Source organism: Ruegeria sp. CDSA089 (assembly GCF_059612205.1).
In genome coordinates this window covers 115,968-136,148 of sequence record NZ_JBXWQD010000003.1, presented here as the reverse complement: position 1 = coordinate 136,148, position 20,181 = coordinate 115,968, and the positions used below count along the sequence as shown (strand labels likewise).

Here is a 20,181-nt window from a genome sequence, read left to right as displayed (position 1 = left end):
CACCCACCCAGGGTCGGGCGCTGCCCTCAGCGCCTGTGGAGAGTCGGTTTGTCATCAGCCAATCGCTTCCAGCACGGCCTCACCCAGCGTCGCGGGGCTTTCGGCCACAACGATACCGGCCGAACGCATGGCTTCGATCTTGTCCTCGGCACCACCTTTGCCGCCGGCGACGATCGCGCCTGCGTGGCCCATGCGGCGGCCCGGAGGGGCTGTGCGGCCTGCAATGAAGCCAGCGACCGGCTTTTTGCGGCCCTTCTTGGCCTCATCCGCCAGGAACTGTGCGGCTTCTTCTTCGGCTGAGCCACCGATCTCACCGATCATGATGATCGAGTGGGTCTCGTCATCCGCCAGGAACCATTCCAGCACGTCGATATGCTCGGTCCCTTTGATCGGGTCGCCGCCGATGCCCACACAGGTGGACTGGCCCAAACCCACATCGGTGGTCTGTTTGACGGCCTCATAAGTCAGGGTGCCCGAGCGCGACACAACGCCGACCGAGCCACGCTTGTGGATGTGGCCGGGCATGATGCCGATTTTGCAGGCGTCGGGCGTGATGACACCGGGGCAGTTCGGGCCGATCAGGCGCGATTTCGAGCCTTCCAGCGCGCGTTTCACCTTCATCATGTCCAGAACCGGGATGCCTTCGGTGATGCAGACGATCACTTCCATCTCGGCATCAATCGCTTCGAGGATCGAATCTGCGGCGAACGGCGGCGGAACATAGATCACCGAGGCGTTCGCCTCGGTCACATGCTTGGCCTCGTGGACCGAGTTGAACACGGGCAGGTCAAGATGAGTCATCCCGCCTTTGCCGGGGGTCACGCCGCCGACCATTTTTGTGCCATAAGCAATGGCCTGTTCAGAGTGGAATGTGCCCTGCGAGCCGGTAAAGCCCTGACAGATCACTTTGGTATTTTCGTCGATGAGGACTGCCATTTTGGGAGTCTCCTTAAAAGCGAGAAACGAGAAACCGAAAAGTCTCGTCGTCTATTTCAGCAACCTTTACGTGTGAATTCATGCACAAGCATCGGTTTAGGTTTTGGATTGGCGAGCCGACGCCAATCCGCTCTAACTTTCTAAAGTCGGCTTTTCCTAGGGGGTATCTCGGCTCGAATTCATAGAACTCAGCGGCGAAAGAAACTAAAGAGTTACCTTTGTTGTTCTTGCCAGCATCCGCTGCGTCGCTGGTAATTCTACCAAGAGCGTAGAGACCGAAGCCGCCGCTGGTTTCCGCTGTAAACCAAATCGCATCATCACCCAAAGCAGGTTGGGCATTCTCGTATGACCACTCGACAAACTCGACAGACGGCGTGCGCGTCGACGAAATTTGTTTAGGGTGCGATTTGATCACAAACGGCACGCAAGTTACCCCTTAACCGCTTTCACGATCTTCTCGGCACCGTCTTTCAGGTTGTCCGCCGCGATCACGTCCAGGCCAGAGGTGTTGATGATCTCTTTGCCTTTCTCAACATTCGTGCCTTCCAGACGCACGACCAGCGGAACCTGCAGGCCGACCTCTTTCACGGCCGCCACAACGCCCTCGGCGATCACATCACAGCGCATGATTCCGCCGAAGATGTTGACCAGAATGCCTTTGACGTTTGGGTCCGAGGTGATGATCTTGAACGCCTCGGTCACTTTCTCTTTAGTGGCACCGCCACCCACGTCGAGGAAGTTGGCGGGCTCGGCCCCGTACAGTTTGATGATGTCCATCGTCGCCATCGCCAGACCGGCTCCGTTCACCATGCACCCGATCTCACCATCCAGCGCGATGTAGTTCAGGTCGTATTTCGAGGCTTCAAGTTCCTTGGGGTCTTCTTCGGTCTCGTCGCGCAGTTCAGCGATATCGGGGTGGCGGTAGACCGCGTTGCCGTCGAAACCAACCTTGGCGTCCAACACTTTCAGATCACCCTTGTCCGAGACGATCAGTGGGTTGATCTCCAGCATCTCCATGTCCTTCTCGACGAAGGCGGTGTAAAGCTGGCTCATCAGTTTGACGCATTGTTTGACCTGTGCGCCTTGCAGACCCAGCGAAAATGCGATGCGGCGGCCGTGATAAGGTTGATAGCCGGTGGCCGGATCAACCGAGAAGGACAGGATTTTCTCGGGCGTGGCTGCAGCCACTTCTTCGATATCCATGCCGCCTTCGGTCGAGCAGACGAAGGAAATACGGCTGGTTTGGCGATCCACCAGTAGGGCAAGATACATCTCGGTCTCGATGCCGGAACCGGCCTCGATATAGATGCGGTTGACCTGTTTGCCCGCAGGGCCGGTCTGATGCGTGACCAGCGTGCGGCCCAACATTTTTTTGGCCTCTTCGGCGGCTTCTTCGACCGATTTGGTCAGACGGACACCGCCCTTTTCACCGGCATCAGCCTCTTTGAAGCTGCCCTTGCCGCGGCCGCCCGCGTGGATTTGTGCCTTTACGACCCAAAGGGGGCCATCCAGTTCACCGGCTGCGGTTTTGGCTTCCTCGGCGCGCAGAACCGCGCGACCGTCGGAGACCGGGGCGCCATAGCTGCGAAGAAGCGCCTTGGCTTGGTATTCGTGAATGTTCATCGAAATTGTCCCGTCTGACTACGATTGACCTTTTATAGGGGTGTGTAGGGGACAAGTTTAAAGGCTTTTTTGATAGCAAAGCGGTATTTCACGAAGATTTTCACTATTTGTGATCACAGTATTTTCAGGTGTGATCACAAAAATAAACTGATGTGGAAAGTGATTCGAGCACGCCATCTTCGCGATAGGTAACGCATTCAGAAACCGGTATTTACTCTGTTTGCGCCAACATGTGCGACCGATATGCGACGACACGCGACCAAAAGAAAACCGGCCCAGAATTGGACCGGTTTCAATTTGGATTGGGTCCGCAGCTTACGCCAGAGAGTTGTCGATGCCCTTACATGCTTCGATCAGGCCTTTCACGGCGTTGACCGAGTTGTCAAAGCCAGCTTGCTCTTCTTCGTTGAGCTTGATGTTGACGATCCGTTCAATGCCGCCGGCACCGATCACGGTGGGAACGCCCACATACATGCCGTCAACACCCAGCTCGCCATTGCAAAAGGCGGCGCAAGGCAGAACGCGCTTCTGGTCTTTCAGATAAGCTTCGGCCATTTCGATAGCCGAGGTGGCCGGAGCGTAGAAGGCCGAACCAGTTTTCAGCAGGCCAACGATTTCGGCGCCTCCGTCACGGGTACGCTGAACGATGGCGTCCAATTTCTCCTGCGTGGTCCAGCCCATCTCGACCAGATCCGGCAAAGGAATACCGGCGACGGTTGAATAGCGCACCGACGGCACCATCGTGTCGCCGTGGCCGCCCAGCACAAATGCGGTCACATCGCGCATGGAGACGTTGAACTCTTCCGACAGGAAGTGAGCAAAACGGCCCGAGTCCAGAACGCCTGCCATACCGCAGACTTTGTTGTGGGGCAGGCCCGAGAATTCGCGCAGCGCCCAGACCATTGCGTCCAGCGGGTTGGTGATGCAGATGACGAACGCATCGGGCGCGTTGGCGGCGATGCCTTCACCCACGGATTTCATGACCTTCAGGTTGATGCCCAGCAGGTCGTCCCGGCTCATACCCGGTTTGCGTGGGACACCAGCCGTCACGATGCAGACGTCCGCGCCTGCGATGTCTTCGTAGGACTGGGTGCCCTTAAGCTTGGCGTCAAACCCTTCGGAGGGGCCGGATTCTGCGATGTCCAGCGCCTTGCCTTCGGGGGTGCCTTCGGCGATGTCGAACAGGACGACGTCACCCAGTTCTTTCATTGCAGCGAGGTGGGCGAGCGTGCCGCCGATCTGACCTGCGCCGATCAGCGCGATCTTGGGTCTGGCCATGTGGAATATCTCCGATGGATTTTGAAATCGCGGTTGTGCTAGTCGCTAAAGCGGCAATACGCAAGGGTTTCACGACGTGGCATACAACCGCATACCGTTGCTGGGTCGCTTTGGTTGCGCTAAACGGCCTTTGAGATACGCTTTTTCGGAACCGCCGCATGTTTGAGTTAAATTTTTTGTTTTTTGCGGTGGCGATCCCTGCGGTGATCTTTGCGGGCATTTCCAAGGGCGGGTTTGGGTCGGGCGTCGCCTTTGCTTCCTCGTCGATTCTGGCGCTGATCTTGACGCCGGGACAGGCGCTAGCGCTGATGTTGCCCATCCTGATGGTGATCGATGTTGCCACGTTGAAGCCTTATTGGAAGCGCTGGAGCTGGCCGGATTCGCGCCTGTTAATCCTTGGCGCTGTGCCCGGCATCGCGCTGGGCGCGTGGCTGTACCGCGTGACAGATGACGATTTGTTGCGCCTGCTGATCGGAGGGATCTCGGTTGGGTTCGTGATCTGGCATATGGCGCAAAGCAAGGGCTGGATTCGCGGATTTGCCAACCGGTTGCCGCCCTCGGCCGGGCTGTTTGCGGGGCTGGTGGCCGGGTTCACCAGCTTTGTCAGCCATGCTGGCGGCCCACCCGCCGCCGTCTACCTGCTGTCGCAGCGCCTGTCGAAGACCGAGTTTCAGGCCAGCACCGTGCTGGTCTTCTGGGTGATCAACGCGGCGAAATTTGTGCCCTTCGCCTATCTGGGCCTGTTCACCTGGCACACCGCGCTGGCGGATTTACTACTGACCCCTTTCGCCATTCTTGGCGCGTGGTTGGGCGTCCGGGCACATTTCATGATGTCCGAGCGCCTGTTCTTTGGCATCGCTTACGTCCTGCTGACCCTGACAGGCGGCAAACTGATCTGGGACGCGCTGACCTAGATGTTGGGCGGCAGCGCCTCGGCCATATCCTCATAGGACTGACCGGACGCGATCAGGCAGGTTACCCCGTCCGGCAGTGTGACAGTGATCGTCCAACTGCCGCTTGCGGCAGAGGCGTAGACCTCCATCACCGCACCCTGACGCGCGATGCCGATAACTTTCCGGGTCTCGCCATAGGTTTCGGCCAACCGCTTGACCACGTCTTCGCGCGGAGCGCAGGTTCTTGCTTGCACCTGTTGGGCGGCCAGAACCATGATGCTCAGCCCCATTGTCATCTTGAACAGCGTCTTCTTCATACGTGCACCCTTTCGAATCCATCTGTCCCAAAGGGTGCGGATCAGGCACCGAAATCCGGTTAAACCAACGCACGTTGCGTCGCGAATGCTGCGATGCGGCGATTTTGCTCTTGAACTTTCCGAAAAAAAATGCCCCATTCTGCGCAACTTTATTTCTTTTTGGAGAGGCCAATGGACCCCCGTCAGCGCCCCTATCGCTCTGTACTGTATATCCCCGGCTCGCGTGATCGGGCGCTGGACAAGGCACGCACCTTGCCAATCGACGCGATCATCTTTGATCTGGAGGATGCAGTTGCAGCGGATGAAAAAGAGAACGCGCGTGAAACGCTCAAGGCCGCTCTGGCCGCAGGCGGGTACGGCGCGCGGGTCAAGATCGTGCGCATAAACGGGCTGGACACCGAATGGGGTCGCGCCGATGCCGAGGCCGTGCGGGACATGGATGCCGACGTGGTTTTGCTGCCTAAGGTGAACTCGGCCGCTGATGTAGACGCGCTGGCTGCGATCACCGGCGATATCCCGATCTGGGCGATGATGGAGACCCCGCGTGGGATGCTGAACGCGGCCGATATCGCCGCACATCCGTTGATGGCGGGTTTCGTGATGGGCACCAACGACTTGGCCAAGGAGTTGCAGACCCGGTTCCGCCCCGACCGCTTGCCGCTGATGACCTCGCTGGGCCTGTGCCTGTTGGCCGCCAAGGCCGAGGGGCTGATCATCGTGGATGGTGTCTACAATGCCTTTAAGGATGACGAAGGTCTGGCCGCAGAATGCACGCAAGGCCGCGATATGGGCTTTGACGGCAAGACGCTGATCCACCCCGCTCAGGTCGAGATCACGAACGCCGCCTATGCGCCCTCGGACAGCGAAATTGATCTGGCGCAACGTCAGATCGCGGCCTTTGAAGCGGTCGAAGCGCAGGGGCAGGGCGTTGCTGTCGTGGATGGCAAGATCGTTGAAAACCTGCACGTTGCAACCGCCCGCGAAATTCTGGCAAAAGCAGAGGCGATTTCAGCTTTGCAAGCGGGGTAAGCCAGCATGGGCTTCGTTCTTCTGATCCTTGGTGTGGCGCTTTGGTGGGCCGCACATCTGTTCAAACGCGTCGCGCCCGCACGGCGGGCGGCCATGGGCGATGGCGGCAAAGGTGCGGTGGCACTGGCGCTGGTGGCGGCGATTTTGCTGATGATCTTCGGCTATCGCATGACCGATTTCATCTATGTCTGGGCGCCGCCCACATTCCTGATCCACGTCAACAACCTGCTGGTGCTGATTGCCATCTTCCTGATGAGCCCCGCACCCAAGAAAGGCCGCCTGCTGAACAAGCTGCGCCATCCGATGCTAGGCGGGTTCAAGCTGTGGGCCTTTGCGCATCTGCTGGTGAATGGCGATCTGGCCTCGATCATCCTGTTCGGCGGATTGCTGGCCTGGGCCGTGGTCGAAGTGATCGTGATCAACAAGTCCGAACTTGACTGGACCCCCGGCGAACCCGGGACTTACGGCAAAGACGCGATGTTCTTTGTGGCCTCGATCGTTCTGCTGGGTTTCATCGGCTATATCCATGGGCTGGTCGGCCCATCGCCGTTCGGATCGTGAGGGGAACAAGATGGCAAAACTCTATCGTCTGCTGACCGAAGAGGACACCTCGGCCTTTTGCCACAAAGTGTCCGACGCGCTGGCCAAAGGGTGGGAGCTGTATGGCGACCCGTCTTATGCCTTTGACGCCGCCAATAACGTGATGCGCTGTGCGCAGGCTGTAACCAAAGAGGTCGCGGCCGACTATTCACCCGATATGAAACTGGGACAACAATAATGGCAAAAACCAACTCGGGCCGCTTTTTCGAGGACTATTCCGTCGGGCAGGTGCTGCAGCACGCGGTGCCGCGCACCGTAACCGATGGTGAGCGCGCGATGTATCACGCGCTCTATCCAGCGCGTCATGCGCTGTATTCTTCGGATGAGTTTGCCCGAGCCTCTGGCCTGCCGCAAAGCCCGCTGGATGATCTGGCGGCCTTCCACGTGGTGTTCGGCAAGACAGTGCCGGATGTCTCGCTGAATGCGGTGGCCAATCTGGGCTATGCCGAGGGGCGCTGGCTGAAGCCGGTCTATGCCGGTGACACGTTGCGGTCGGAATCCGAAGTGATTGGGATCAAGCAGAATTCGAACGGGAAGACCGGGGTGGTTTACGTACGCACCCGTGGCCTGAACCAGCGCGACGAGGCAGTCATGGAGTATGTCCGCTGGGTGATGGTGCGCAAATCAGACCTGTCCGCCCCCGCGCCCGAAGCGGTTGTGCCGCAGTTGAAAAAGGCGTTGGAGCCAAGTGATCTGGTCATTCCGCAGGGTTTGAATTTCTCGAACTACGATTTTGCCCAAGCCGGTGAGGCGCATCGCTGGGGCGATTATGAGATCGGCGAAAAGATCAACCACGTGGACGGTGTCACCATAGAAGAGGCCGAGCATATGCTCGCCACCCGCCTTTGGCAGAACACCGCCAAAGTGCATTTCGACCTGACCTTCCGCCCCGAGGGGCGACTGATCTATGGCGGGCACGTGATCTCGATGGCGCGGGCGTTGTCGTTCAATGGCCTGGCCAACGCGCAGATGATCGTGGGTCTGAACGGCGGTGCGCACGCCAACCCGTGTTTCGCGGGTGACACGATCAAGGCCTGGTCCGAGGTTCTGGACAAGGCCGAAACCGGTGTGCCGGGTGTAGGTGCCATCCGCCTGCGTTTGGTTGCTACGAAAGGCGGCGAACCATTTGAATTGAAAAATGAGGACGGCCGATACATGCCGGGCGTGCTTTTAGACCTCGATTATTGGGCGCTGATGCCAATCTGATCTGTGCGCACATTCATGTGATCGCAGCTCGGCACAATCGTGCTAGGCTGCGCGCATGTTGCTTCGATCCTTAGCTGCCTGCATTCTGCTTTCGCCGCCCGCCTGGGCGTGTGATTTGGCATTGGCGCTTGCGGTGGATGTCTCGGGTTCGGTCGATTCGTCGGAATACCGTATCCAGATGGACGGGCTGGCGGAAGGATTGCGGGATCCCGTCGTCTCAGAAGCTTTGGTGCGCGGAAACGCGCGCCTGATGCTGGTTCAGTGGACCGGCGCGTCGCGGCAAAGAATAACCATCCCCTGGACCAAAATCGACAGTTTCGAAACCCTCGACCGGTTTGCTGATCAGGTGGGTGCTGATCCTCGGGTCTGGCGCAACTTCTCGACAGCTATCGGAGAAGCACTTGAGATGACTCTGGTGAATTTTGACGAGGTTGCCACCTGCAAGCGGCATTTGATCGACATCTCGGGTGATGGAATTTCCAATGAAGGGGTTGAGCCGACCGAAATTCACGAGACCCTGCGCCGCCGCGGCGTCACTGTGAATGCCATTGCCATCGAAGAAAGCGAACCCGACCTTACGGCATATTTCTTCGAAAACGTCATCGTGGGTGAAGGTGCCTTTGTGGTGTCGGCCGCCGGGTTCGAAGATTACCCCGAGCGCATCCGCAAAAAACTGCTGCGCGAGGTGACGCAGCAAACCGCTGGATTGGAATAGATTCGAGGCTCGGGCGCTAACATTCCAAGCGCGTGATTAATTTTGTGATCACGTCATTATTTTGCGTGATCACAACTTGCCGATATCTGCCATATTGCGTCAATTTGCGGCTTTTTTGCATGTGCAGCACGTGACAGTGTCGCAAAAACCAGTAAAACGTTCGGTAGCCAACCGAAAAGGAGCCGCCATGGCCGATGTTAATCGGGGCAATCGCCCGCTTTCTCCGCATCTGTCGATCTATCGTCCGCAATTGACCTCGGTCACATCCATCCTGACACGCATCACCGGGAACGCCATGATCGTGGCTGCTTTGCTGATCGTCTGGTGGTTTCTGGCCGCTGCGACCTCGCCCGAGGCATTCGAGCGCGCGAACTGGTGGCTGACGTCGGTTTTGGGCGATCTGGTCATGGCGCTGTCTTTGTGGGGGCTGTGGTATCACACGCTGGCCGGTATTCGGCATCTGATTTGGGACAACGCGATGGGCCTGGATATTCCCACTGCTACTAAATTGGGTTGGGCTGTAGTTGGCGGATCGGTTGTCCTGACCCTTCTGACCCTGATTATCGTTGCATAAAGGAGGCCAACCATGCGTTATTTGACAGACCGCAAACGCGCAACTGGCCTGGGATCGGCCAAAGCGGGCACAGCCCATTTCTGGCGGATGAAGGTCAGCTCGGTGGCTTTGCTGATCCTTGTTCCGCTGTTCATCTTCACCTTTGGTCCCGTGTTGGGGCAGCCCTACGATGTGGTCTTGGACTATTATTCGCGCCCGTTCCCGGCGATTGTTGCGGCGCTGACATTGGTGATCGGTATGAAACACTTCGCCGAAGGCGCACAGGTGATGCTTGAGGATTATGCCCACGGCACGACCGAGAAGGTCCTGATCATCCTGACAACCTGCCTGTCCTATGGCGCGGCTGCGGCGGGCCTGTTCGCCATCGCCCGCATTGCCCTCTAATTCCCGGAGCTGAAAGAAATGGCTGCATACGAATACGAAACGCATGAATATGACGTGGTCGTTGTCGGCGCCGGTGGGGCGGGTCTGCGGGCCACGCTGGGCATGGCCGAACAAGGGCTGCGCACCGCCTGCGTGACCAAGGTTTTCCCGACCCGCTCGCACACGGTTGCGGCGCAGGGTGGCATCGCAGCATCACTGTCGAACATGGGGCCGGACCATTGGCAGTGGCACATGTATGACACCGTCAAAGGCTCTGACTGGTTGGGCGATACTGACGCGATGGAATACTTGGCGCGTGAGGCCCCCAAGGCAGTATACGAGCTGGAACATTATGGTGTGCCGTTCAGCCGGACCGAAGAAGGCAAGATCTATCAGCGTCCCTTCGGCGGCCACACCACTGAATTCGGCGAAGGACCCGCAGTACAGCGTACCTGTGCGGCTGCTGACCGGACCGGCCACGCGATCCTGCATACACTGTACGGGCAATCGCTGAAGAACAACGCCGAGTTCTACATCGAATATTTCGCCATCGACTTGATCATGTCCGAGGACGGGCAGTGTCAGGGCGTCGTCTGCTGGAAGCTGGACGACGGTACGATGCATGTCTTCAACGCCAAGATGGTTGTACTGGCGACCGGCGGCTATGGGCGCGCCTATTTCAGCGCCACATCGGCCCATACCTGCACCGGTGACGGCGGTGGCATGGTCGCCCGCGCGGGCCTGGCCCTGCAGGATATGGAATTCGTGCAGTTCCACCCGACCGGTATCTACGGCTCGGGCTGCCTGATCACCGAAGGTGCTCGGGGCGAGGGCGGATACCTGACCAACTCGGAAGGTGAGCGGTTCATGGAGCGTTACGCGCCCCAGTATAAAGACCTTGCGCCCCGTGACTATGTCAGCCGGTCGATGACCATGGAAATCCGCGAAGGGCGCGGAGTGGGTGGAGAAGGGGATCACATCCACCTGAACCTGTCGCACCTGCCTGCCGAGGCACTGGCAGAACGCCTGCCGGGCATCTCAGAGTCGGCCAAGATTTTCGCCGGTGTCGACGTGACCAAGGAACCGATTCCGGTTCTGCCAACGGTTCACTACAACATGGGTGGCATTCCAACGAACTACTGGGGTGAGGTTCTGAACCCCACTGCCGATAACCCAACCGCCGTGGTTCCCGGTCTGATTGCTGTCGGCGAGGCCGGATGTGCCTCGGTTCATGGGGCAAACCGCTTGGGCTCGAACTCTTTGATCGACCTTGTGGTCTTCGGCCGCGCGGCCGCGATCCGGGCCGGTAAGGTTGTAGATGCCGAGGCTGCGAATCCGGTACTGAATCAGGCGTCGGTCGATAAGGCGTTTGACCGGTTCGATGCGGCACGCAACGCCAATGGTTCGATCCCGACCGCTGACTTGCGACTTGAGATGCAGAAAACCATGCAGGCTGACGCGGCAGTATTCCGTACCGCCAAGACCATGGCTGAAGGCGTCGAAAAGATGACGGCCATTGCAGCCAAGATGGACGATCTGAAAGTCACCGACCGCTCGCTGGTCTGGAACAGCGACCTGATGGAGACGCTGGAACTGGGCAACCTGATGCCGAGCGCATTGGCGACGATCGTCGGAGCCGAAGCGCGTAAGGAATCTCGTGGTGCCCACGCCCATGAGGACTTTGCCGAGCGCGATGATGAGAACTGGCGCGTTCACACCGTTAGCCGGGTCGAGGGCAACAAGGTCGAGCTCAGCTATCGCCCTGTGATTGCGGACCCGCTGACGACCGAAGCCGAAGGCGGCATCAGCTTAAAGAAAATCGCCCCGAAGGCGCGGACCTTCTGATCGGTTGATCTGTCAAAGCCATCCCGAATTGGGGTGGCTTTTTTGTTTGGCGCGTGTGCGGATCAAACAAGTTCTGACAACGCATTCTTTAACAATCCCGAGACACGCATCGGATCGCGTTGGACGGCGAATTCGAAACAGGCAAGCCGTTTCTCATTCAGTTCCGCGTCAGACATCTCCATCATACGCATCATCATACGGATCAACCCGCGGGGGTTTTGCGCAGGGTAAAGCAGATCGTGGCAGGTTTCGGGTGTGGTTTGTTTATGCGCCTCGATATCGGGTCCGACTATTGGCAAGCCGAAGGTTTGCGCCAACATCGCCGTGCCCGAGGTGAAGGTGGTTGTCGATGGTAGCACATAGACGTGGGCCTGCGAAAACAGCTGGGGTATTTCGCTGTCGGGTATGCGATCGGCAATGACCGAAACATTGGCGATGCCATCCAGCCGACGCGCCAATCGGCGGCCCTTTCGAAATACACGCCCGGCGATCGAGACGTGAAACGCGTGCCCTCGATTGGTGAGTTTACGGGCCGCGAGGTGAAGCCGGTCCAACTCACGATTGCCGCGCATGGCGCCGAAGGTCAGAAACCGCGTGATCTGGCGGGGTGCGAGGGGACGGGCCATTGAGACTTCGGCATCTTCATAAACTCCCAGATAGCTGGGATGCGGGATCAGGCGCAGTTTTTCAGACTCGGCCCCGTATTCGGATATCATATAGGCCCATGCATGAGGCGTGTGCACGTGGATCAAATCCGCCATTTTCGTCAGGGCACGGCGGTTTTCGGAAAATAGGTCGTTGGCGTCACCATGGCTGTGGGCCTGATGGTTGTGGATGGTCCAGATCAAGCGGCCACCGTTTTGCTTGAACCGGTCCAAGTGCGCGCGCGCCTGCTGGAATTTAAGCGCATCATCCTCGCCTGATTCTCGAAACAGCCTATCATCCCAATGTAGGTGGAGAATCCTGTTTTCTTCCTGAAAATCAGGGTGTGCAAATTCTGAAAACTCCACGTTCTTAGATGTGGTCAGATTGAATTCCGGCCCGCAGGCGGAATACATCATTTTCTGATACGGGTTCTTTGTCCCGAAAGGAATATTTGCGACGTTTGTCGGCATTTTTCGGGTTTGCACCTGCTGGAATTCCAAGCCATTTCACTTCTTGCACGTTTCCCGCGCAAAATCAGTTTGTAAAGGCGAAAATGCCTAATTTTATTGACTGTTTTCAAGGCGAAAAGGTTGGCTTTCCGCCTCTCAAAGTGTATCAACAGGCAGGAATTTAGCGAGGTCAGAAATGGTACAACTCACCCTGCCAAAGAATTCCCGGATCACCACCGGTAAAACCTGGCCCAAGCCGGATGGCGCGACCAATGTGCGCAAGTTTCAGATTTATCGCTGGAACCCGGATGATGGTCAGAACCCTCGGGTGGATACCTATTTCGTCGATATGGACAGCTGCGGCCCGATGGTTTTGGACGCGCTGATCAAGATCAAGAATGAGATCGATCCGACGCTAACCTTCCGCCGGTCCTGCCGCGAAGGTATTTGCGGATCCTGCGCGATGAATATCGACGGGATCAACACGCTGGCCTGTATCTATGGCATGGATGAGATCAAGGGCGACGTAAAGATCTACCCGCTGCCCCATATGCCCGTGGTCAAGGACCTGATCCCTGATCTGACGCATTTCTATGCTCAGCATGCCAGCATCATGCCGTGGCTGGAAACCAAGACCAACCGCCCGGCGAAGGAATGGAAGCAGTCCATCGAAGATCGCAAAAAACTGGATGGTCTGTATGAATGCGTGATGTGCGCAAGCTGCTCGACCTCATGCCCCAGCTACTGGTGGAATGGTGACCGCTATCTTGGGCCCGCCGCGTTGCTGCACGCCTATCGCTGGATCATCGACAGCCGCGATGAAGCGACGGGTGAGCGTTTGGATGAGCTGGAAGATCCGTTCAAGCTGTATCGTTGCCACACGATCATGAACTGCGCCAAGACTTGCCCCAAGGGTCTGAACCCGGCCAAAGCGATTGCCGAAATCAAAAAGATGATGGTCGAACGCGCGGTTTAACCCGTACAGCCATGCTTTGTGGCTTTGCGGTAAGCGCATGGCAAGATTGCAAAATCATGCGCTGCGACGGGTGTTGATCGGGCTTATAGTCTGGTCAGGGAGGAGTGATTGAACCAATTAGGGATCGCTCCGATGGAAAAAAAACCCTCAGAAAAACAAGCCGCTGCGGCAGAAGCACTGGAGTTGTTGGATCAGGCGTGGGCCTACTACATGCCCGAGCCGAACTCGACCCAAGAGCAGCATGAGCCAGAGTTGTTTGAATACGCAAACGCGGCTTGATCCGCCGACTGGAATGGGCGATGGAAGGCCATGCCCATTCTGTTGCTTTTGCTTGCTGCCGGTGTCTTCGCCTATCTGTTCTGGCGATCCCGCACAACGACTCTGACGCGTGATTGCCGTTGGCGTCAGCACCGTAAAGAAGGGGTTTGGACTTGCGCTTTTTGCGGCGCGCGGCAGAAGGGCGAGACCTCTCCTACCGCATGCCTCAAAGGACGAGAGTGACGGTAGGCCCGTCTGGATTCAGGCCTCAGGAAACGCGGCCTGCAAGGCAATCTCGACCATGTCGCCAAAGCTGCTTTCCCGCTCGGATGAGCGGAGCGCCTCGCCGGTCAGCAAGTGGTCAGAAACCGTCAACACGGCCAGCGCGCGGCAGTTGTGACGGGCGGCGAGAATGTAAAGCTCGGCGGCTTCCATCTCGACGCCCAGAATGCCGTGGCGCACCATCTGTTCGTTCAGATCGGGCCGTTCGTCATAGAACACGTCCGACGAATAGATGCCGCCCACATGGGTCGGCGTGCCTTTGGCAGCCGCAGCCTGCGCCGCTGCTTGCAACAGGCCCCAATCGGCACAGGGGGCAAAATTCAGCTCTTTCATGATGCCCCGCGAAGGCGTGCTGAGTGTGGTCGACGTCATCGCCAAAATCACGTCGCGGATATTGACGCTGTCCTGCATTCCGCCGCACGAACCGATGCGGATCAGAGTTTTTGCGTCGTAGTCACGGATCAATTCGTTCACGTAGATCGACAGTGAGGGCATGCCCATGCCGCTGCCCTGAATCGTAACCGGGTTACCTTGCCACGTGCCGGTGAAACCCAACATGCCGCGCACATTGTTGACCTGTTTTGCGTCGTCTAAAAAGGTCTCGGCGGCCCATTTTGCCCGATAGGGATCGCCGGGCAACAATACCGTTTCTGCAATTTCGCCTTTTTCAGCGCCAATATGAATTGTCATGTCAGGTCAATTCCAATCAGATTTCCAAATCAGCCATATTGGCGCCGGAATTCAGCACATCATGCACCCATTGCGGTTTTCGGCCGCGCCCGGACCAGGTTTGATCGGGCGAAGAAGGATTGCGATATTTCGCTTTGGATTTGGCTTGTTTTCCAGTCACAGAACCGCCATCTGACAATTCAGCCAGCGAAAACCCGTATTCCGCCGCTGCTTTTTCAGCAGCTTTCAGAGCTTCTTGCCGCTCTCTTTTCTCTGCTTTTTTCAACGCCTTATCAACATTTTCGCGCAGAGCGATCAGCTCTTTGCGCGACATGTTTTCCAGATTGGTTCCCATCTGATTTCCCTTGTATTCGAATCGAATTCCGGATGGTGTCAAAGCCAAACCGGAATTCCAATGACAGGCATTATCTATCCCTTTTCTCAAGGAATAGAAATTGAGAATCCAGAAAGAAACAGAACTGTTATTGCGCCGCCAGATTTTGCGGATCGACCAGAGTCACGATGTCACCCATAATCGCATTCAGTTCGAAATTTTTGGGTGTGTAGATTTCGGAAACACCCATCGCTTTTAGTTTCTCGGCGTCGTCATCCGGGATGATGCCGCCGACGATCACAGGCACGTCTAATCCGGCGGCGTTCAGGCGGGCCATGACGTCCTCGACAAGGGGAATGTGGCTGCCGGACAGGATCGAAAGACCGATCACATGTGCCTTGTCTTCGATAGCGGCGTTGACGATTTCCTCGGGCGTCAGGCGGATGCCTTCATAGCTGATGTCCATGCCGCAATCGCGCGCGCGGAAGGCGATCTGTTCTGCGCCGTTGGAATGGCCGTCCAGCCCCGGCTTGCCGACCAGGAATTTCAGACGACGCCCCAGCTTGTCGCTGACCGCATCCACAGCGGCGCGCAATTCGTCCAGCCCTTCGGTCTTGTTCGAGACCGACCCCGACACACCAGTGGGTCCGCGGTAGGTGCCGTAGACCTTGCGCATCTCCTCGGCCCATTCACCGGTGGTGACGCCCGCCTTGGCGGCTGCGATCGAAGGCTCCATGACATTCGTACCGGTCTGCGCCGCTTCGCGCAAAGCCGCGAGCGCTGCGGAGACTGCGGCGTCGTCACGCTCGGACCGCCATTCGTTCAGGCGGTTGATCTGTTCCTGCTCGACAGCCGGATCAACTACCATGATGCCGCCATCTTCGGTTTGCAGCGGCGAGGGCTCGCCCTCGGTCCATTTGTTCACGCCGACGACGACGGTCTCGTTCCGCTCGATCCGGTTCAAGCGTTCGGCATTTGAATCCACCAAGCGGGATTTCATGTATTCGATCGAGGCGACCGCACCGCCCATCGAATCCAGGTTGGCCAGTTCGGCGCGTGCACCTTCCTTTAGGTCCTCAACCTTGGCATCGACAGCGGGGTTGCCGTCGAACAAGTCGCCATATTCCAGCAGGTCGGTCTCATAAGCCAAAATCTGTTGCATCCGCATGGACCATTGCTGATCCCATGGGCGGGGCAGACCCAGCGCCTCGTTCCAGGCAGGCAACTGAACCGCGCGCGCGCGTGCCTTTTTCGATAGAGTCACGGCCAACATCTCGATCAGGATGCGATAGACGTTGTTTTCTGGTTGTTGCTCGGTCAAGCCGAGCGAGTTCACCTGCACGCCATAGCGGAAGCGGCGGAACTTGGGATCTTCGACCCCGTAACGGTCTTTCAGAATCTCATCCCAAAGATCCACGAAGGCGCGCATCTTGCACATCTCGGTGACAAAACGGATGCCCGCGTTCACAAAGAACGAAATCCGACCGCAGAGCGCGGGGAAATCTTCGGCCGGTACGCGCGGGCGCAGCTCGTCCAGAACGGCAATGGCCGTTGCCAGTGCATAGGCCAGCTCTTGTTCGGGTGTCGCGCCAGCTTCCTGCAAGTGATAGGAACACACGTTCATCGGGTTCCATTTCGGCACATTGGTATAGCAGTACTCGGCCACATCCGCGATCATCTTAAGCGACGGTTTCGGCGGGCACACATAGGTGCCGCGGCTCAGGTATTCCTTGATCAGATCGTTCTGAACCGTGCCCTGCAACTTGGACACATCCGCGCCCTGTTCCTCGGCCACGGCGATATACAGCGCCAGCAACCACGGCGCGGTCGCGTTGATGGTCATCGAGGTGTTCATCTGTTCCAACGGAATCTGGTCGAACAGGACCCGCATGTCACCCAGATGGCTGATCGGCACGCCGACCTTGCCGACCTCGCCGCGCGCCAAAGTGTGGTCGCTGTCATACCCTGTCTGAGTCGGCAGATCGAAAGCGACCGAAAGGCCGGTCTGACCTTTGGCCAGGTTGCCGCGATACAGCGCGTTTGACGCCTTGGCGGTGGAATGACCGGCGTAGGTTCGGATGAGCCAGGGGCGATCTTTCTGCATCTGCGTCATAGCTGGGCCTCGTGTCTTTCCTGGGCAATAAAATTACTCACGAAGCCTCTAAAGCGCAATTTTTGGGATATGTCAATTCGCTGCGTTGCGGCATATGTGGTTCTTGTGATTGTAGGACGCAACGTTTGCTGTCAGGGTGCGCGCATGACTGAGACCGTGGAGCTTCCGCTTTGGCTGTTTTTGCTGATCCTGGTATTTGCCGCGGTCACATTTGCTTCGCATTTCCTGTTCCCTTCGGTGCGGTGGTTCTTTCGCCGTCGCCTTGAACGCGCAGTCAAACGTCTGAACACTCGCCTGCAACGCCCGATCCAACCGTTCAAGTTGGCCGAGCGGCACGACATGATCCAACGTCTGATCTATGATCCGCAGGTGGGGCAGGCTGTGCAAGACCACGCCCGCGAAACCGGGGTGCCCGAGGCGGTGGCCTTCGAAATGGCCCGCCGCTATGCGCGTGAAATCGTGCCCTCCTTTTCAGCCGTAGCCTATTTCAGCATCGCCATAAGGTTGGCGCGGATGCTGAGTAATGCGTTTTATGACGTGCGGCTCAGCTATCAGGATGAAGAGGCAATCAAGACTATCGACCCGGATGCGACCGTTGTGTTCGTGATGAACCACCGCAGCAACATGGATTACGTGCTGGTCACATATCTGGCCGCGCAACATTCAGCGCTGTCTTACGCGGTGGGGGAATGGGCACGAGTTTGGCCACTCAGCCGCTTGATCCGGGCCATGGGGGCCTACTTTATCCGGCGCAGATCGGGCAGTGATCTGTACCGGCAGGTACTGGCCTGTTACGTGCGACACGCGACCGAAGCGGGAGTGACGCAGGCCATGTTCCCTGAAGGGGGGCTTAGTCTGACCGGGGCCTTGGGGCGCCCCAAGCTTGGTCTGTTGAAATACATACTGGACGGGACCAAGCCGGGCGGCAAGGACGTGGTGTTTGTTCCTGTTGCGCTGAATTATGACCGGGTGCTTGAGGACACGATCCTGACCAAGGCCGCACTTGGGAGTGAGAGGCGGTTTCGGGCTCGGATCGGAGTGATCACCGGGTGGATTCTGAAGCAGATCGGCCGCCGCCTGATCGGGCGCTATACGCGCTTTGGTCTGGCGTCGGTGCGCTATGGCCGGCCCATTTCGTTGCAGGACTTCCGGGCCGAACATGAACAAGACGTCATGACTGACCTCGCCCGTGCTTTGATGGGACGTATCAAGGATGCAATCCCGTTGGTACCGCTGCCTGCGATCTGCAAGCTGATCCAAGACCGAACCGAGTTGCTGGAGGATGATGTGCGCAGCCTTGTCGCGCAGGCCATGCGACGTGACGGAACTTTGACCGACCCGAGTGAGGCTGCAATCACCCAAGCTTTGGATCAGCTTGTCCAAAGGCGGATTCTGAGACAAGTGGACGGGAAAATATCCCAATCTGGTCAAAGGGTTGACTTGCTGGAGTATTATGCGGCCTCGGTTCCGGGCGATGTGGAGTTCGGAGATGCTGCGCTCGCAAAGGGAATTTCTGCATCCGCTGGGTCATAAAATTACAAAATAGATACAAAATTGGTTGCAATATTTCCCGTGGCCCAATATTTCATCTGGTAAGGCCTGCGATTCTGCATCGCGGCAAACATTGAGATGGAAGGAGGCCAACATGGCTTTGGACACCGAAAGCGGTATCGCGACCTACGACGCGCCGGAAAAAGACCTCTATGAAATGGGTGAGATCCCTCCGATGGGGTTTGTACCCAAGAAGATGTACGCGTGGGCAATCCGCAAGGAGCGCCATGGCGAGCCGGACACGGCCATGCAGCTGGAAGTGGTCGATGTGCCCAAGCTGGACAGCCACGAGGTGCTGGTTCTGGTGATGGCGGCAGGTGTGAATTATAACGGCGTTTGGGCGTCGTTGGGCAAACCGATCAGCCCGTTTGACGGTCACGGTCAACCGTTCCATATCGCGGGTTCGGATGCTTCGGGCATCGTCTGGGCCGTGGGCGACAAAGTGCGCCGCTGGAAAGTGGGTGATGAGGTCGTGATCCATTGCAATCAGGATGACGGCGACGACGAAGCCTGCAATGGCGGCGATCCGATGTACTCCGACAGCCAGCGTATCTGGGGCTATGAGACACCGGACGGGTCTTTTGCCCAGTTCACCAATGTCCAAGCGCAGCAGTTGATGCCGCGCCCGAAGCACCTGACCTGGGAAGAAAGCGCCTGCTATACGCTGACACTGGCCACCGCATACCGGATGCTTTTTGGTCACGAGCCGCATGACCTGAAACCCGGTCAGAACGTTTTGGTTTGGGGCGCTTCGGGTGGTCTGGGGTCTTATGCGATCCAGCTGATAAATACGGCGGGCGCAAATGCGATCGGTGTGATCTCGGATGAAAGCAAGCGTGATTTCGTGATGGGTCTGGGCGCAAAGGGCGTTCTGAACCGTAAAGATTTCAACTGCTGGGGTCAGCTGCCTACCGTCAACACGCCGGAATATGCCGAGTGGTTCAAAGAGGCCCGCAAATTCGGCAAGGCCATTTGGGACATCACCGGTAAGGGTGTGAATGTCGACATGGTGTTCGAACACCCCGGCGAAAGCACCTTCCCTGTCTCGACCTTCGTTGTGAAAAAGGGCGGTATGGTCGTGATCTGCGCCGGAACAACCGGCTATAACCTGACCTTCGACGTGCGTTACATGTGGATGCACCAGAAGCGCCTGCAAGGTTCGCACTTCGCGCACCTGAAACAGGCGTCCGCTGCGAACCAGTTGATGGTCGAACGTCGTCTGGACCCTTGCATGTCTGAAGTCTTTGCGTGGAACGAGCTGCCCGAAGCCCACATGAAAATGATGCGCAACGAACATAAACCGGGCAACATGTCGGTTCTGGTTCAGGCACCGCGCACTGGCATGCGGACTCTGGAAGAGGTTCTGGACGCACGCGGATAACCGACCTGCTCTATCAGAAATCGCGCCCGCGAATCGTTAGTCAGGTTCGCGGGCGCGCTGCGTTTTATGCGCAGGTGATCCTTTTCAACGACTTGCAGAACCCAGCCCCGCTATTTTTGGGGAGTAGAAACCAGTGAATAGCCT

Annotated in this window: 21 protein-coding genes and 1 pseudogene; 13 read left to right on the top strand and 9 right to left on the bottom strand. The window is 57.7% G+C overall.

Features of this window, described 5'->3' with window-relative positions; translation table 11 throughout:
• Positions 1-54 precede the first annotated feature (54 nt).
• The 4 genes from sucD to mdh all read right to left on the bottom strand — a co-directional run bounded on the left by sucD (position 55) and on the right by mdh (position 3,837).
• Positions 55-936 (bottom strand): succinate--CoA ligase subunit alpha, encoded by an 882-nt coding sequence (sucD, locus tag AC2FJ6_RS09510; protein ID WP_170353524.1) that lies wholly within the window; start codon positions 934-936, stop codon positions 55-57.
• 13 nt (positions 937-949) lie between these two features.
• Positions 950-1,360, bottom strand: a complete 411-nt coding sequence (locus AC2FJ6_RS09505; protein ID WP_496668891.1) for a hypothetical protein — start codon at positions 1,358-1,360, stop codon at positions 950-952.
• Positions 1,361-1,365: 5 nt separating this feature from the next.
• On the bottom strand, positions 1,366-2,559 hold the full coding sequence (gene sucC, locus AC2FJ6_RS09500; RefSeq protein WP_170784904.1) for an ADP-forming succinate--CoA ligase subunit beta: 1,194 nt from the start codon (positions 2,557-2,559) through the stop codon (positions 1,366-1,368).
• Positions 2,560-2,874: 315 nt separating this feature from the next.
• Entirely contained in the window at positions 2,875-3,837 is a 963-nt protein-coding gene (mdh, locus tag AC2FJ6_RS09495; protein WP_170772546.1) for a malate dehydrogenase, read from the bottom strand.
• A gap of 158 nt (positions 3,838-3,995) precedes the next feature.
• On the opposite strand from mdh, the gene AC2FJ6_RS09490 reads away from it, so the two are divergent.
• Positions 3,996-4,751 carry a sulfite exporter TauE/SafE family protein gene (locus tag AC2FJ6_RS09490; protein WP_170772545.1) on the top strand — a complete coding sequence of 252 codons (756 nt, stop codon included), beginning with the start codon at positions 3,996-3,998 and terminating at the stop codon, positions 4,749-4,751.
• Here the strand turns inward: AC2FJ6_RS09490 and AC2FJ6_RS09485 are convergent.
• A complete protein-coding gene (locus AC2FJ6_RS09485) occupies positions 4,748-5,047 on the bottom strand; it encodes a hypothetical protein (RefSeq protein ID WP_170772544.1) in 300 nt (99 codons plus the stop codon). The two genes, AC2FJ6_RS09490 and AC2FJ6_RS09485, sit on opposite strands and share 4 nt — an antisense overlap.
• Before the next feature lie 171 nt (positions 5,048-5,218).
• Between AC2FJ6_RS09485 and AC2FJ6_RS09480 the strand changes: the two genes are divergently transcribed.
• The 8 genes from AC2FJ6_RS09480 to sdhA all read left to right on the top strand — a co-directional run bounded on the left by AC2FJ6_RS09480 (position 5,219) and on the right by sdhA (position 11,379).
• Entirely contained in the window at positions 5,219-6,076 is an 858-nt protein-coding gene (locus AC2FJ6_RS09480) for an HpcH/HpaI aldolase/citrate lyase family protein (protein ID WP_170772543.1), read from the top strand.
• A 6-nt stretch (positions 6,077-6,082) separates the two neighbouring features.
• Positions 6,083-6,637: an NnrU family protein gene (locus tag AC2FJ6_RS09475; protein WP_170772541.1), complete on the top strand. Its 555-nt coding sequence runs from the start codon at positions 6,083-6,085 to the stop codon at positions 6,635-6,637.
• 10 nt (positions 6,638-6,647) lie between these two features.
• Positions 6,648-6,854 (top strand): DUF1737 domain-containing protein, encoded by a 207-nt coding sequence (locus tag AC2FJ6_RS09470; protein ID WP_170751789.1) that lies wholly within the window; start codon positions 6,648-6,650, stop codon positions 6,852-6,854.
• Positions 6,854-7,882, top strand: coding sequence for a MaoC family dehydratase (locus AC2FJ6_RS09465; protein ID WP_170772539.1), 1,029 nt, complete (start codon positions 6,854-6,856; stop codon positions 7,880-7,882). The genes AC2FJ6_RS09470 and AC2FJ6_RS09465 overlap by 1 nt, the downstream gene beginning before the upstream one ends.
• A gap of 55 nt (positions 7,883-7,937) precedes the next feature.
• Complete coding sequence (locus AC2FJ6_RS09460) at positions 7,938-8,597, top strand: DUF1194 domain-containing protein (protein WP_170772537.1); 660 nt, start codon at positions 7,938-7,940, stop codon at positions 8,595-8,597.
• Between the two features lie 187 nt (positions 8,598-8,784).
• A complete protein-coding gene (gene sdhC, locus AC2FJ6_RS09455; RefSeq protein WP_170772535.1) occupies positions 8,785-9,171 on the top strand; it encodes a succinate dehydrogenase, cytochrome b556 subunit in 387 nt (128 codons plus the stop codon).
• 12 nt (positions 9,172-9,183) lie between these two features.
• Entirely contained in the window at positions 9,184-9,555 is a 372-nt protein-coding gene (sdhD, locus tag AC2FJ6_RS09450; RefSeq protein ID WP_170772533.1) for a succinate dehydrogenase, hydrophobic membrane anchor protein, read from the top strand.
• Between the two features lie 18 nt (positions 9,556-9,573).
• Positions 9,574-11,379, top strand: coding sequence for a succinate dehydrogenase flavoprotein subunit (sdhA, locus tag AC2FJ6_RS09445; protein WP_496668890.1), 1,806 nt, complete (start codon positions 9,574-9,576; stop codon positions 11,377-11,379).
• Between the two features lie 62 nt (positions 11,380-11,441).
• Here the strand turns inward: sdhA and AC2FJ6_RS09440 are convergent, their stop codons facing one another.
• Positions 11,442-12,257, bottom strand: a complete 816-nt coding sequence (locus tag AC2FJ6_RS09440) for a glycosyltransferase (protein WP_496668889.1) — start codon at positions 12,255-12,257, stop codon at positions 11,442-11,444.
• Between the two features lie 412 nt (positions 12,258-12,669).
• On the opposite strand from AC2FJ6_RS09440, the gene AC2FJ6_RS09435 reads away from it, so the two are divergent.
• Both AC2FJ6_RS09435 and AC2FJ6_RS09430 read left to right on the top strand, forming a co-directional pair.
• Entirely contained in the window at positions 12,670-13,449 is a 780-nt protein-coding gene (locus AC2FJ6_RS09435) for a succinate dehydrogenase iron-sulfur subunit (RefSeq protein WP_170772528.1), read from the top strand.
• Between the two features lie 132 nt (positions 13,450-13,581).
• On the top strand, positions 13,582-13,728 hold the full coding sequence (locus AC2FJ6_RS09430) for a hypothetical protein (RefSeq protein WP_170772526.1): 147 nt from the start codon (positions 13,582-13,584) through the stop codon (positions 13,726-13,728).
• A gap of 240 nt (positions 13,729-13,968) precedes the next feature.
• Here the strand turns inward: AC2FJ6_RS09430 and deoD are convergent, their stop codons facing one another.
• From deoD to AC2FJ6_RS09415, 3 genes and pseudogenes are all read right to left on the bottom strand, one after another.
• A complete protein-coding gene (deoD, locus tag AC2FJ6_RS09425; protein ID WP_170772524.1) occupies positions 13,969-14,679 on the bottom strand; it encodes a purine-nucleoside phosphorylase in 711 nt (236 codons plus the stop codon).
• A gap of 16 nt (positions 14,680-14,695) precedes the next feature.
• On the bottom strand, positions 14,696-15,013 hold the full coding sequence (locus AC2FJ6_RS09420) for an H-NS histone family protein (protein WP_170772522.1): 318 nt from the start codon (positions 15,011-15,013) through the stop codon (positions 14,696-14,698).
• A 127-nt stretch (positions 15,014-15,140) separates the two neighbouring features.
• Positions 15,141-17,108, bottom strand: a pseudogene (locus tag AC2FJ6_RS09415) (methylmalonyl-CoA mutase family protein); the annotation flags it as partial.
• A gap of 141 nt (positions 17,109-17,249) precedes the next feature.
• Here AC2FJ6_RS09415 and AC2FJ6_RS09410 point away from each other — a divergent pair.
• Both AC2FJ6_RS09410 and ccrA read left to right on the top strand, forming a co-directional pair.
• Positions 17,250-18,638 carry a 1-acyl-sn-glycerol-3-phosphate acyltransferase gene (locus AC2FJ6_RS09410; protein WP_170772518.1) on the top strand — a complete coding sequence of 463 codons (1,389 nt, stop codon included), beginning with the start codon at positions 17,250-17,252 and terminating at the stop codon, positions 18,636-18,638.
• A 112-nt stretch (positions 18,639-18,750) separates the two neighbouring features.
• Complete coding sequence (ccrA, locus tag AC2FJ6_RS09405; RefSeq protein WP_170772516.1) at positions 18,751-20,037, top strand: crotonyl-CoA carboxylase/reductase; 1,287 nt, start codon at positions 18,751-18,753, stop codon at positions 20,035-20,037.
• The last annotated feature ends 144 nt before the right edge of the window (positions 20,038-20,181 follow it).

What these genes read in the sequence shown, in the direction of transcription:
- ccrA (WP_170772516.1), top strand. Translation starts at nt 18,751, where the DNA reads ATGGCTTTGGACACCGAAAGCGGTATCGCGACCTACGACGCGCCGGAA.
- AC2FJ6_RS09480 (WP_170772543.1), top strand. Translation starts at nt 5,219, where the DNA reads ATGGACCCCCGTCAGCGCCCCTATCGCTCTGTACTGTATATCCCCGGC.
- AC2FJ6_RS09465 (WP_170772539.1), top strand. Translation starts at nt 6,854, where the DNA reads ATGGCAAAAACCAACTCGGGCCGCTTTTTCGAGGACTATTCCGTCGGG.
- AC2FJ6_RS09485 (WP_170772544.1), bottom strand. Translation starts at nt 5,047, where the DNA reads ATGAAGAAGACGCTGTTCAAGATGACAATGGGGCTGAGCATCATGGTT.
- sdhC (WP_170772535.1), top strand. Translation starts at nt 8,785, where the DNA reads ATGGCCGATGTTAATCGGGGCAATCGCCCGCTTTCTCCGCATCTGTCG.
- AC2FJ6_RS09430 (WP_170772526.1), top strand. Translation starts at nt 13,582, where the DNA reads ATGGAAAAAAAACCCTCAGAAAAACAAGCCGCTGCGGCAGAAGCACTG.
- AC2FJ6_RS09470 (WP_170751789.1), top strand. Translation starts at nt 6,648, where the DNA reads ATGGCAAAACTCTATCGTCTGCTGACCGAAGAGGACACCTCGGCCTTT.
- deoD (WP_170772524.1), bottom strand. Translation starts at nt 14,679, where the DNA reads ATGACAATTCATATTGGCGCTGAAAAAGGCGAAATTGCAGAAACGGTA.
- AC2FJ6_RS09420 (WP_170772522.1), bottom strand. Translation starts at nt 15,013, where the DNA reads ATGGGAACCAATCTGGAAAACATGTCGCGCAAAGAGCTGATCGCTCTG.
- AC2FJ6_RS09475 (WP_170772541.1), top strand. Translation starts at nt 6,083, where the DNA reads ATGGGCTTCGTTCTTCTGATCCTTGGTGTGGCGCTTTGGTGGGCCGCA.
- sdhA (WP_496668890.1), top strand. Translation starts at nt 9,574, where the DNA reads ATGGCTGCATACGAATACGAAACGCATGAATATGACGTGGTCGTTGTC.
- AC2FJ6_RS09460 (WP_170772537.1), top strand. Translation starts at nt 7,938, where the DNA reads ATGTTGCTTCGATCCTTAGCTGCCTGCATTCTGCTTTCGCCGCCCGCC.
- sdhD (WP_170772533.1), top strand. Translation starts at nt 9,184, where the DNA reads ATGCGTTATTTGACAGACCGCAAACGCGCAACTGGCCTGGGATCGGCC.
- sucC (WP_170784904.1), bottom strand. Translation starts at nt 2,559, where the DNA reads ATGAACATTCACGAATACCAAGCCAAGGCGCTTCTTCGCAGCTATGGC.
- mdh (WP_170772546.1), bottom strand. Translation starts at nt 3,837, where the DNA reads ATGGCCAGACCCAAGATCGCGCTGATCGGCGCAGGTCAGATCGGCGGC.
- AC2FJ6_RS09435 (WP_170772528.1), top strand. Translation starts at nt 12,670, where the DNA reads ATGGTACAACTCACCCTGCCAAAGAATTCCCGGATCACCACCGGTAAA.
- AC2FJ6_RS09410 (WP_170772518.1), top strand. Translation starts at nt 17,250, where the DNA reads ATGACTGAGACCGTGGAGCTTCCGCTTTGGCTGTTTTTGCTGATCCTG.
- sucD (WP_170353524.1), bottom strand. Translation starts at nt 936, where the DNA reads ATGGCAGTCCTCATCGACGAAAATACCAAAGTGATCTGTCAGGGCTTT.
- AC2FJ6_RS09490 (WP_170772545.1), top strand. Translation starts at nt 3,996, where the DNA reads ATGTTTGAGTTAAATTTTTTGTTTTTTGCGGTGGCGATCCCTGCGGTG.